The sequence below is a fragment of the Pseudomonas sp. VE 267-6A genome, assembly GCF_024126555.1.
GTDB lineage: Bacteria > Pseudomonadota > Gammaproteobacteria > Pseudomonadales > Pseudomonadaceae > Aquipseudomonas > Aquipseudomonas palmensis.
Map to the genome: position 1 here is coordinate 1 of NZ_JAMYBY010000024.1, position 12,595 is coordinate 12,595.

The 12,595-nt window shown below is 65.9% G+C and carries 5 protein-coding genes; 1 reads left to right on the plus strand and 4 read right to left on the minus strand.

The features are described from left to right. The 3 genes from NJH59_RS22980 to NJH59_RS22990 form a co-directional block, all read right to left on the minus strand. Positions 1 to 6,580 (minus strand): non-ribosomal peptide synthetase (locus tag NJH59_RS22980; protein ID WP_253087353.1); only part of this gene is annotated, 6,580 nt, incomplete at its 3' end. Between the two features lie 120 nt (positions 6,581 to 6,700). Beyond that, positions 6,701 to 8,350, minus strand: a complete 1,650-nt coding sequence (locus NJH59_RS22985) for a cyclic peptide export ABC transporter (protein WP_104572892.1) — start codon at positions 8,348 to 8,350, stop codon at positions 6,701 to 6,703. Between the two features lie 139 nt (positions 8,351 to 8,489). After that, the gene (locus NJH59_RS22990; RefSeq protein WP_253087354.1) at positions 8,490 to 9,368 is read right to left on the minus strand and encodes a formylglycine-generating enzyme family protein; all 879 of its coding nucleotides are present in this window, start codon (positions 9,366 to 9,368) and stop codon (positions 8,490 to 8,492) included. A 189-nt stretch (positions 9,369 to 9,557) separates the two neighbouring features. Between NJH59_RS22990 and NJH59_RS22995 the strand changes: the two genes are divergently transcribed. Next, on the plus strand, positions 9,558 to 11,189 hold the full coding sequence (locus NJH59_RS22995; RefSeq protein WP_104572890.1) for a PvdJ/PvdD/PvdP-like protein: 1,632 nt from the start codon (positions 9,558 to 9,560) through the stop codon (positions 11,187 to 11,189). Between the two features lie 12 nt (positions 11,190 to 11,201). Here the strand turns inward: NJH59_RS22995 and NJH59_RS23000 are convergent, their stop codons facing one another. After that, positions 11,202 to 12,593 carry an efflux transporter outer membrane subunit gene (locus tag NJH59_RS23000; RefSeq protein ID WP_253087355.1) on the minus strand — a complete coding sequence of 464 codons (1,392 nt, stop codon included), beginning with the start codon at positions 12,591 to 12,593 and terminating at the stop codon, positions 11,202 to 11,204. Positions 12,594 to 12,595 lie beyond the last annotated feature (2 nt).

Here is a 12,595-nt window from a genome sequence, read left to right on the forward strand (position 1 = left end):
CCAGGGCGTAGGCCTGCTGCATCCAGCACAGGCGGTTGGTGAGTGCGCTGTGGCGGTTGCCGGCGCCCTTGGGATTGCCGGTGGAGCCAGAGGTGTAGATGACGTAGGCCAGGTTCTCCGGGTGCAGGGCAATGTCCGGGTTGCTCTGGGCGTGCTCGCTCAGGTCCAGTGTGTCCAGGGCCAGCAGCGGTACGCCTTCGGGCACCGGCAGCTGTGCCAGCAGGTGCTGCTGGGTCAGCAGCAGGGCGATGCCGCTGTCGTCGAACAGGTAACCCAGGCGCTCGCGCGGGTATTCCGGGTCCAGCGGCACGTAGGCGCCACCGGCCTTGAGGGTCGCCAGCAGGGCGACGACCATCTCGATGCTGCGTTCCATGGCGATGCCGACCAGCACGTCGGGGCCGACACCGCGTGCAATCAGCGCATGGGCGAGCTGGTTGGCACGGCTGTTGAGTTCGGCATAGCTCAGGTGCTGCCCGCCGAACACCAGGGCCGGGGAGCCGGGGGTCCGCTCGACCTGGTCTTCGATCAGCTGGTGCACGCAGCGTTCGAGCGGGTATTCGGTGCTGGTGGCGTTCCACGCCTGGACGACCTGCTGGCGTTCGGTCGACGCGAGCATCTCCAGCTCGCCCAGGTGTTGGCGGGGGTTGTCGCGCATGCGTTCGAGCAGGTTGAGCAGGTGCTCGCCGATGGCCTGCACGCCCGCGTCGCTGAAATGCTGTCGCGAATAGCTGGCATGCAGCAGCAGCGAGTCGCCAGCACTGATGGCCAGGGTCAGCGGGTAGTTGGTCTGTTCGTGATAGTCGACTGCACCGAATGTCAGCCCGGCGGGCGCCTCCTGTTCCAGGGCTTCGGCCACCGGGTAGTTCTCGAACACCAGGATGTTGTCGAACAGTGCCTCGCCCTGTTGACCGGACCAGCGCTGGATATCGCTCAGCGCGGTGTGTTCGTGCTCACGCAGGCCAAGGTTGATTTCCTGCACCTGCTGCAGCCAGCTGGCCACGCTGACGTCGGGGCGCGGGCTGGCGATGACCGGCAGGGTATTGATGAACAGGCCGATCTGCTGTTCCACGCCCGCGATATCAGCCGGGCGCCCGGCCACGGTGGCCCCGAAACATACGCAGCGCTGGCCGCTGTACTGTTGCAGCACTACCAGCCAAGCGGCTTGCACGAGGGTGTTGAGGGTGACTTTCTGCTGGCGTGCGAAGTCGTTGAGGCGTTGAGTGCGTGGCGCATCCAGGCTCAGGTAGCAGGCGCCATGGCCCTGCGCCGGCGTGCTGTTGACGACCGAATGCGCGAGCCGGGTGGGCTCCTCCAGGTCGGCCAGTTGAGTGTGCCAGTAGGCCTGGTCAAGTACGGCGTCCTGACGGCCGAGCCAGTCGATGTAGTCGCGGTAGCGGCCTGGCGGGGTAGCGAGGGCCTGGCCGCTGTAGCGTTGCAACACTTCGCCGAGCAACTGCGAGGTGCTCCAGCCATCCATCAGGATGTGGTGGCTGGTATGGATCAGGTGATAGTGCCCAGGTGCGGTGCACACCAGCACAAGCCTGAACAGCGCAGCCTTGTCCAGCGCCAGGTCCTGTTGCAGCTGCTCGGCGGCCAGTGCGTCGAGCGCGCCCGGCAGGTCAGTGCGTTGCTGCCAGTCGAGCAGGCTGAACGGCACGCGCATCTGCCTGTACACCGCCTGCAGTGGCTGCGCCATTTCGCCTTGCCAGAGGAACACCGTGCGCAGGCTGTCGTGTCGGTCGACGGCGGCCTGCCAGGCTTCGGCGAATGCCTGGGGGTCCAGGCCGCTGATGTCCAGGCGCATCTGGTTGATGTAGCTGCGACCGTCCTGGTCGTGGGCTTCCTGCTCGTAGAGGGTATGGAACAGCATGCCTTGCTGCAGCGGCGACAGCGGATAGAGGTCGTCAATCAATGCCAGGTCGATCGGCAGGGCATCCAGTTGCGCCTGGTCGAGCCCGGCCAGCGGGAAGTCCGACGGGGTAGCGCCCTGATTCAGGCTGTCACAGCAGTGGTCGATCAGTGCGCCGAGCTCTGCGACATAGTCCTCTGCCAGACGCTCTATCACCTGCGGGGCGAAGCGGTTCTGGTCATAGGTCCAGCTCAGGCTCAACTCGCCGGCGTACACCTGGCCATTGATGCTCAGCCAGTTGCTCAGCGGGGCATCGGCGTGTTTCTCGGCACCTGCCGCTTCGCTGGCCGGTATCAGCAGCGGTTGCTGGGTGTCATCGAAGCTGGTGTCGAACTGGCCGAGGTAGTTGAAGGTGATACGTGCATCTGGCAGCGCCTGCAACACGTCGCGCACGGCTTGCTCGCCCAGGTAGCGCAGGGCACCGAAACCGATGCCTTTGTCGGGTATGCCACGCAGTTGCTCCTTGACCTGCTTGATGGTGGCCTGCAGGTCATGTCCCGCCGACAGCCGGAGCGGGAAGGCACTGGTGAACCACCCCACGGTACGGGTGAGGTCCAGCCCTTCACTCAGCTCTTCGCGGCCATGCCCTTCGAGCTGGATGAGGTTGTCGGCCTGTCCGGTCCAGCGTGCGAGTACTCGGGCCAGCGCGCTGAGCAGCAGGTCGTTGACCTGGGTGCGGTAGGCCGCAGGAGCCTGTTGCAGCAGGCGACGCGTGCGTTCGCTGTCCAGGTGCGAATCGAGCAGCGCGACCTGTGCCGGTGCGCCCATGGCGCTCCGGGCATCGGGCAGGTCGGCTGCGATGGCCTGGTGCTGGTCCAGCCAGTAGTCCAGCTCGCCGATGGCCTGGCCCCTGGCATGCTCGCGCAGCGCCTGGGCGAAGGCCTGCAGCGAACTGGTACGGGCCGGCAATTGGGGGGGCTGGCCAGCCAGGCACTGCTGGTAGGCGCTTTGCAGGTCATCAAACAGGATGCGCCAGGAAACCCCGTCGATCACCAGGTGGTGGGCTACCAGTAACAGGCGTTGACGCCCATCGGCCAGGCTCACCAGCAGCGCGCGCAGCAACGGGCCGTGTTCGAGGTCCAGGCTGCGCTGGGCGCGTTCGCACAACTGCTCCAGTTCGCGATCATCGCACGCCACCGCTTGTAGCAGGGCGTTGTGGGCGTCGGCAGGCGCGCGGTAGACGCTGTTCCAGCCCTGTGCCTGCTGGGTGAAACTCAGGCGCAATGCGTCGTGGTGGTTGATCAGGGTGTTCACTGCCTGTTCCAGCACAGCGGCATCGAGTGGCTGCCCGGCCGGCTTGAGCAGGACCGACTGGTTCCAGTGATGACGTGATGGCACCGGCGTATCGAAGAATGCCTGCTGAATCGGCAGCAGCGCGACCGTGCCGCTGGCCGGCCCCTGGTCGATGTGTGCAACCGGGTCGTCGAACTGTGCGACCTGGGCCAGCCCCTGCACGGTCTGGTGCTGGAACAGCTGTTTGGGAGTAAAGCGAATGCCAGCCTGACGGGCGCGGCTGACCACCTGGATGGAGACGATCGAGTCGCCACCCAGTTCGAAGAAGTTGTCGTTCAAGCCGATGTTCGGCTGCTTGAGCACTTCCTGCCAGAGCATCGCGATCTGGCGTTCCATGGCGCTTTGCGGGGCCGCGTACCGGTAGCCGGTGGGCGCGGTGTCGGGCATAGGCAAGGCCTTGCGGTCGAGCTTGCCGTTGCGTGTCAGGGGCAGGCCGTCGAGCAGCAGCAAGTGGGCCGGTACCATGTAGGCCGGCAGTTGCTGTTTGAGCCCGGCGATCAAGGCCTGGCGCAACTGGTCCTGCGCCTGAGCATCGGGCAAAGGCCGGGTGGCCACCACATAGGCCACCAGGCGCTGGCTGCCCAGGTAGTCCGGGGCCAGTACCACGGCTTCGGCCACCTGGGGCTGTTGCAGCAGGCGTGCCTCGATCTCGCCCAGTTCGATGCGCAGGCCGTGCAGCTTGATCTGGTGGTCGATGCGGCCGACATAGTCGATCACGCCGTCGTCGCGATAGCGGGTCAGGTCGCCACTGCGGTACAGGCGCTCGCCGTGTCCGGCGAAGGGGTCTGGCACGAAGCGTTCGGCGGTCAGCCCGGGCCGGGCGTGGTAGCCGCGGGCCAGGGCCACGCCACCGATCAGCAGCTCGCCACTGACGCCGATGGCGCAGGGGTTCAGCTCGTGGTCGAGCACGTGGGTGCGCAGGTTGCTGATTGGCTGGCCGATGGGGACGATGGCGCCGTCGGGCGTGGCCGGCACGCTGTAGCAGCACGTGTCGATGGTGGCTTCGCTGGGCCCGTAGAGGTTGTAGATACGGGCGTCGCTGACGCTGCGCAGTTGCTGCACCAACGCCGGGCTCAGCGCTTCGCCGCCCAGCAGGATTGCCCGCAGGCTGGCCAGTGATGTGCGCTCGGCCTGGCCCATCAGGGCTTGCAGCAGCGAAGGCGCGGCTTGCAGCACGGTGATGCGCTGGGCCTGCACTTCGGGCCACAGCAGCGACATGTCGTCGTTCAGTTCAGGGCCAGCCAGCACCAGTTGCGCGCCGTTGAGCAACGGCAGCCAGAACTCCCAGACCGAGGCATCGAAGCTGAACGCGGTTTTTTGCAGCACCCGGTCCTCGGCCTGCAATTGCAGGGTCTGCTGCATCCACAGCATGTGGTTGGTGAGTGCGCCATGACGAACCTGCACACCCTTGGGGCGACCGGTGGAGCCGGAGGTGTAGATGATGTAGGCCAGGTTGTCCGCGTCGACCACTGGCGTCGGGTTGCTGTCGGCATACCCCTGCAGTTCGTTGTCGGCCTGCTCCAGCAGCATGACCGGCAGGGCCTCGGGCAGCAGCAGGCCAGGGTGCACCGATGCCTGGGTCAACAGCAGTGCAATGTCGCTGTGCTCGATCATGTAGGCCAGGCGATCCTGCGGGTAGCCGGTGTCCAGCGGCACATAGGCGCCCCCGGCCTTGAGCACGCCCAGCAGCCCGATCACCATCTCCAGGCTGCGCTCGCACGCAATGCCCACGCCGACCTCTGCACCTACGCCCAGCTCCAGGAGCTTGTGCGCCAGGCGGTTGGCGCGCTGGTTGAGTTGACGATAGGTGAGAGCGGCACTGCCCAGGCGTACGGCGACGGCATCCGGGGTGGCGTGCGCCTGACGTTCGAACAGGGTCTGCAAGTTGGCATGCGCGCCGAAGTCCGTGGCTGTGGCGTTCCAGGTGTGGAGGGCCATCTGCTGTTCGGCACGCTCGAGCATTGGCAGCTCGCCCAGGCGCAGTTGAGGCGTTTCGACAAGCCCCTGAAGCAGGTGCTGCCAGTGGCCGGCCAGACGCTCGATGGTCTGTGGCAGGAACAGTGCGGTGCTGTAGCTGAACGTGGCGTCGATCTGCTGCTGGCTGTAGTCGATCTCCAGCGACAGGTCGAACTTGGCCTGCTGCTGCTCGACACCGAGAAATTCCACCTCCAGGCCATCCAGGCGCAGTTGTGCTGCGTCCTGGTTGGCCACGCGCCAGTTGAACAGCGTCTGGAACAGCGGGTTGGCCTGGGTGCTGCGTTGCAGTTGCAGGTCTTCCAGAATCAGCTCGATGGGGTAGTCGGCGTGCTCCAGTGCGGCCAGCGACTGTTCGCGCAGGCGTTGAAGGAATTCGGCGGCGGGTTGCGCGCAGTCGAGTCGGGCACGGTACACCTGGCTGCTGACGAAGAAGCCGACCAGCGCCTGTGTCTGGCCCTGGCTGCGGGTTGCATTGGGCACGCCGACGGTGAAGTCGTGCTGGCCGGTATAGCGACCCAGCAGCAGTTGCCAGGCACCCAGCAGCACGATGAAGGGGGTCAGCCCCTGTTGCTGGCAGAACCGCTGCAGGGCGCTGCCCAGCGAGGCCGGCAGGGTAAGGCAATGGTTGCCGACGAGGTGTAGCTGGTCTGGTGCATGCGGCCTGTCGAAGGGCAGGTCCAGGCTCGGCAGCTCGCCGTCGAGCACTTGCTTCCAATGGGCGGTCGCGCGTTCGTGGGCGGCGCTGAGCGGGTACTGCTGGCGCTGCCAGTGCGCGTAGTCGGCGTATTGGATCGACGGCCGCTGCAGGCCAGCGGGCAGGCCTGCCTGCGCTTGCGCAAAGGCTTGGGCCAGGTCCTGCAGCAGGATCGCATTGGACCAGGCATCGGACACGATGTGGTGCATGTTCAGCAGCAGCACGTGCTCGCTGGCACCGGTACGCAACAGCGTGCCGCGAATCAGAGGTGCCTGGCTCAGGTCGAACGGTTGGGCCAGGTCGGCGTCATGGTGCCGGCGTATGGCTGCGTCGCGCTCGGTGGCGGGCAGTTCGCCCAGGTTGTGCCGTGCAAGTATCAGTCGCGCCTGGCGGTCGACCTGCTGCTGCGCCAGGTTGTCGATTTCGACGAAGCGGGTGCGCAGGATATCGTGCTTGTCGATCACTGCATTCAACGCCTGCTCCAGCGCGTCGGCGTTCAGCGGACCGTTCAGGCGCAGTGCGCGAGGCAGGTTGTAGGCACAGCTCTGCGGGTCGAACTGCTGCAGGAACCAGAGGCGCTGCTGAGCGAAGGACAAGGCGCCATGCGTGGGTGCGCAACCGGCCTTGATCACGTGTTCGGAGCCGGCTTCGTCGGCCAGCAGCAGGGCCAGCAGGTCGTCGTCGGAGGGGTGATTCATCTGATTCATGTCGATCTCGTCGCCGTCGGCAGAAATTGAGCGTTGTCAGGAAGACGAAGGGCGACGAATGCGATTTAGTTGCAAAGGCGGGCAGCGGCGAGCGGCGGTGCGCTCGCCGGTTCTAGGCATTCAGGCGAAGACTTTTTCGCTGACCACACGACCGCCGTGCATGCGCACCAGTTGGTCGGCCACGTCGAAATAGCGGTCGTCGTGGGAGATCACGATGATGGTCTTGCCCAGGCGTTTGAGATCGGGCAGCAGCTCGGTGTAGAAGATCCGGCGGAAGGTCGGATCCTGGTCGGCGGCCCATTCGTCGAACACCAGCACCGGGCGCCCGTCGAGCCATGCATTGACCAGGGCCAGGCGCTTGCGCTGGCCGGTGGACAGGTCGGTGGTGGTGAAGGCGCCGTCGCGCACGCTGACCTTGTGCGCGATCTCCAGGCGCTCCAGGTACTGCGCGGCATCGTCGGGCAAGGCGCCTTCGCGCTGCACCAGTTCGTCGAACAGGAAGTAGTCGGCAAAGATGGTGGTGAACAGCTGGCGGTAATCGTCCAGGCCAGGCGCATCAACAGCCTTGCCGTTGAGCAGCACCATGCCCTGTTGCGGCGTGTACAGGCCCAGCAGCAGCTTGATCAGGGTGGTCTTGCCGCAGCCGTTCTCGCCGACGATGAACAGGATCTCGCCGGGCTCGATGTTCAGGTTGACCGGCCCCAGGCGGAAGGGCGCGGCGCCGGGTGCCGCCGGGAAGCTGTATTGAACGTCGCGCATTTCCAGGCCCTCGAAGGCGCCTGCGGGCTTTTCTGCAGCGCTGAGCAGCAGGTGTGGCTCGGGCGAGGAGAAGCGCTCGGCCAGGTCGGCGATGCGGCGGAAGGCGATTTGCGCCCGGCTGATGATCGGGATGTTGCCGATCAGGTTCTCCAGTGGGCCTTTCATGTACAGCAGTACCAGCACGAAGCCGCTCAGCGCGGTGGGGTTGCTGGCCGGCCAGAACGCCTGCAGGGCCAGGGCCAGGCCGATGACCACGAAGAACAGCATCGAACCCAGGCTCTTGGCGATCACGAAGATGTTGATGGCGCGTACATGGGTATCGCAGATGAAGTCGGCGGTGCCCTGGATGTTGCGGGTGAACATGGCGTGGCGGCGTGGGCGGTGGATGCGCAGTTCCTTGGCGCCCTCGGCGATTGCCTGGTAGTGCTTCTGCAGGTTGTCCTCGGCGTCGCGCGCGGCATGGAAACCCTTGACGCCGCGGCGCTGGGCAAAGAACTGCACCGCCGAACCGATGCCGATGGCAATCAGGGTCATCAGGCAGATCGGCCAGGACAGCATCGCCAGGTAGCCCAGGCAGCCGATCACCACGGTCAGCGAGATGGCCAGTGGCGCGAACGAAAAGGCGAAATCGCTGATGGTGTCGACGTCGTGGGTCAGCACCGGGATCAGGCGGTGGGTACGGTAGCGCTCGATCTGCTCGATCGGTGCGGCGAGCACCTTGGCGCCCAGGTCCTTGCGCAGCTTGGCGATGATTTTCTGGCCGACGTAGTTGCTGCCGATATCGGCCACGATGGTGCTGAGCAGGGCCAGAACGCATAGCCCGGTAAACGCCAGGACCACGCCCTTGCCCATGCCGCCGGCATCGTGCAGGCCCTGGTTGACGGTGGCCAGCAGGGCGGTGACGCTCAGGCCTCCGACGATACCCAGCGCGATCGAGGCGATCACGATGGCGCGGTAAGGCCTGAGCAGGCTGAAGAGTTCGCGAATGGCGCTACGCGGTGCTGCGGTCATGAAACTACCTCGGTCGCGACGTGGCTACGTGCTAAGGGCGAGTGGACCCGCGCACGGCGGGCTGTCTGAAACTGGACGAGTGGATACGCGGGGGATTTAGTGAGGGCGCCGGCGCGGCACCGGCGCCCTGGCCGGTCGGCTACAGGTCGCGCATCACACGAAAGCCCAGCCAGTCGCCGGCGTTGTCCGAACAGCGGTCGTTGCGGTTGCCTGAGCGCGAGAAGATCGGCGCTTCGGTCCAGTCGTTGCCGCGGATGTGCCGGTAGTCGCAGGTGGGGTCGCTCGGCTTGGGGTCGATCCAGGCGCTGCCATCGGTGGGTGCGCCGACGTAATCGTCATGCACGCTGTCGGCGACCCATTCGTAGACGTTGCCGTGCATGTCGTACATGCCGAAGGCGTTGGGGGGGAAGCTGCCCACCGGGGCGGTGAAGCTGAAGCCGTCTTCAGGCCCGTAGGTGTTGGCATGCCTGGCGATGCTGTATTCCTTGCCTTCGTCGAAGGGGAACGGGAAGGGGCCGGTGCTGCCGGCACGTGCGGCGTACTCGCGTACCGACTCGCTGAGCATGCGGTAGGGCTTGCCGGTCTTGTTCGACAGCCAGTCGATGTAGCGCTGCGCTTCGTGCCAGGTCATGCAGACGGCGGGGTGACGCGCGGTGGTCGGGTAGCTGGGGTTGCCGGCGCTGCATTTGCGGCCGGGGCGGTCATCGGCGTCGGGCATCCTGTAGCCGGTGTCGCGCAGAAATGCCTGCCACTGGCCGATGGTCACGGTGAAGCGGCTGACGGCAAATGGCTTGCTGAAGGTCACCTGGTGCAGCGGGCCTTCGTCGGGCTGGCGGCCGACTTCGTCATCAGGGGTGCCCATGGTAAAGCTGCCGCTGGGCAGCACGACCATTTCAGGGCAGTCCTTGCAGTCCTGGAACACCTCGCCCGGGGGCGGTACGGCGGCGTGTGCGGCGGGCATCAGGCAGGCGAGCAGGGCACCAAGGGCCAGTGCGTTGTGCCAGGGGGTCGGGATCATCTGGGGTCTCCATGAGGGGCGGATCGCTGCACGCAGGCAGGGACGGTACGCGGTGTGCTCCCCAGGAAGAACGAGCGCAGGGCCGATTAATTTATCCGGCACCGGGTGTGGCGCCGACACTAAATTTAACCTTCAAGCCTACGTCCTAGCTTGGATAAAGCCTGCTTCCAGGCTGATACAGGTAGGGCAATGACGATATCTCGACGAGGATTTGTCGCAGGCCTGGCACTGACCGGTGCTGCGGTGCCTGCTGCGTTGTACGCGCACAAGGAACTGACGCGACCCGAGCATCCGGTTACCCCGGGGGAAGCCAGGGTCGAGCTGCCGGATACGGCAGGACGCCAGTTGGCCGATCAGTTGCGCGGGGTGTGGAGCCTGCGCCTGGAAGGGCGCGATGCGGGACTGGACGGCCTGGCCACGCATGACCTGGAGGTGTTCATCGACATTGCACCGCGCGGGCGCGCGGTTCGCGGTTTCATCGACACCGCGCAGGCCCTGCGTGCCCCCGCGGCCCCGCGCTACAGCCTGCTGGGCGACCTGGCCACGCCGGGAGCGGGGGAGCTGACGTGGCGCCTTTTCGATCGGGAGCAGGGGCTGCAGCAACCGGTCTACGAATTGAGCATGGTGCTGGATGAGGTGTGGGGTGAATTTGCCAACGCCGGCAGCGGCACGCTTACCGGGCGCATTGCGCGCCTGGACCGCAGCCTTGCCCTGGTACAGCAGGACAACCGTTTTGTCGCCACCCGCAAGCTGTTCCCGGAAGCACGCGAGCGCATCGGCTTGCAGCCGGCCCTGCTGAACTGGCTGATTTCCGACGAGCACAGGTTGTTTCACCAACTCTGGCACGCTTCGCGTGACCAGTGGCACTCGTTACCCGAAGACAAGCGCAATGCTCTGCGCGGGCTTGGCTGGCAGCCCGGAACGCGCGAGCGCGAGCGCGATGCGCGGGGGCCGACCAAGGACCGCAATGGCTCCGGGGTGGATTTTCTGTTCATGCATCGACATATGCTGCAGACCGCGCGGGGGTTGCAGGACCTGCCTTCCTGGCCGCGCTTTCCGGCGCCACAGCCGGAGCTTGAACGCGACCGCCTGGGCTTTGCGCGCTACTTCGACAACCATGACGGCTGTGCGGTGCCGCCAACCTGGCTGGCGCCGGGGGATGCCGAGTACACCCAGTGGGTCAGTGACATCAAGAGTGCCGAGACCTACCACAGCAATTTCGAGGTGTGGGAGTCGCAGTACCGCGACCCGCGCTACCTGTCGCGCCTGACCCTGGGACAGCTGGGCTCGGAGATGGAGCTGGGCCTGCATGACTGGCTGCACATGCGCTGGGCGTCGGTGCCGCGTGACCCGTCCAACGGTGCGCCAGTACCCATGGCGCGTGACCTGGACGACTTCTCGGCGCGTTGGTATGGGCCCGAAAACGACTTTCTCGGCGATCCGTTTTCTTCCCATGTGAACCCTGTGTTCTGGCTGTTCCATGGCTGGATCGATGACCGTATCGAAGACTGGTTCCGCGCCCACGAACGCTTCCACCCCGGCCAGGTGACGCGCAACCGGGTCAATGGCGTGCCGTGGTTCGCCAAAGGGCGCTGGGTCGATATCAGGCAGCCCTGGCTGGGCCCTGTGACTCATGGTTGCAGCACCACGCCAGGCCTGCAGCCGGGCAAGAGTGTGGAGATGGACCCGGAGACCATGAAGCTGGCGCTGCGGGTGATCGTCGCCAATACCAAGGACAAGCAGCGTTTCAAGGGGTTGCTGCGCCGGGTGCCGCAACGGCCCTGGTACGCGCGTCACCTGGTGGTCACGCGTCGCACCTGAGGGCAGGTGCAGTCATTGCACCTGCCACCCCCCTCCCACAGCCTTGTACAGGGCGATGCTGGCCTGCAGTCGCTGCAGATGCAGCAGCACGGCCTCGTCCTGGCTTTCGTACAGGCTGCGTTGCGCGTCCAGTACATTGAGCAGCAATTCGGCGCCTGCCTCGTAGCGTGTGCGTGCAATGTCGAAGGCCTGCTGAGCCTGGTTCAGCTCGACGCGCTGCCATTGGCGCTGGCGATCGAGGCCGTCGATGCTGTTGAGGGCCTTTTCGACATCGGCAAATGCGTTGATCAGTTCGCCGCGGTATTTTTCCAGCAGTTCCTGCTGCACGGCGGTGGCCTTGTCACGTTCGGCGCCGAGCCGCCCATTGTTGAAGATCGGCGCACTGAGGCCGGCCGCCAGGCTGTAGAACGGGTTGCGCAGCACGTCGGCGGCGACGTTGGCGCCGGAGCCCAGGCCGGCAGTCAGGGTCAACTTGGGCAGCATCGCGGCGCGCGCCACCTGCACGTCGGCCTTGGCCGCTGCCAGGCGAGCCTCGGCCGCGGCGATGTCTGGCCGGCGGCTGAGCAGGTCGCTGGGCAACCCGGCATCGATGCCAGGGGCGGCGATGCGGTTGAAATCGCTGGCGTGCAGGGTGAGGGCCTGCACCGGCTTGCCCAGCAATGCGGCCAGGGTGATGCGGGCCTCGGTGGCCTGCTGGCGCAGCAATGGCAGCCGGCGCTGCTGCGCAGCGACCAGTACTTGCTGCTGGGCCAGCTCAAGTGCAGTTGCCGAGCCCGCGTTGTACTTGGCGCGTACCACCTCCAGTACCTGCTGGGCGTTGGCCAGGTTGAGGCTGGCGATACGCTGCTGTTCGTCCAGGGCCAGGGCCTGCAGGTAGAAGCTGGCCACGTTGCTGAACAGGGTCAGGGTGACGGTAGCCTGGTCGAACTCGCTGGCCTTGAGGGCCTGCTCGGCACTGTCGCGTGCCGCCGCATTGCCGCCCCAGAAGTCGACCTCGTAGCTGGCGTTGAAGCTGGCGCTGTAGCTGACCGATTCTCGGTCGTTGGTGCTGCTGGAGGTGCCGTAGCCGTTGTGGTGCATCTGTTTTTCGCGATTGCCGGCCAGGGCTGCGCCAACTTCGGGCAGCAGCGTGCCGCCAGTGATGGTGCGCGCCGCACGGGCCTGGCGCACGCGGGCGATGGCAGCGGCAATGTCGTAGCTGCCGCTGTCGGCCTGTGCGATCAGTTGGTCGAGTTCGGGACTGGCAAAGCTGCGCCACCAGGCGCGGTTGCTGTCGCGCACCGCCTGGGTGTTGGCTGACTGCCACTGTTGTGGCGGGGCAAACCCGATGTCCGGCGGGGTGGGTGGAGTGCTGCAGGCACTGAGCAGCAGGGCCAGGCTCAATGCGCTCAAGAGCGGTTTCATCG

Bases quoted from the DNA above. Each gene is read 5' to 3' on its own strand.
- NJH59_RS22985 (WP_104572892.1), bottom strand. From the start codon at position 8,350: ATGACCGCAGCACCGCGTAGCGCCATTCGCGAACTCTTCAGCCTGCTC.
- NJH59_RS22990 (WP_253087354.1), bottom strand. From the start codon at position 9,368: ATGATCCCGACCCCCTGGCACAACGCACTGGCCCTTGGTGCCCTGCTC.
- NJH59_RS23000 (WP_253087355.1), bottom strand. From the start codon at position 12,593: ATGAAACCGCTCTTGAGCGCATTGAGCCTGGCCCTGCTGCTCAGTGCC.
- NJH59_RS22995 (WP_104572890.1), top strand. From the start codon at position 9,558: ATGACGATATCTCGACGAGGATTTGTCGCAGGCCTGGCACTGACCGGT.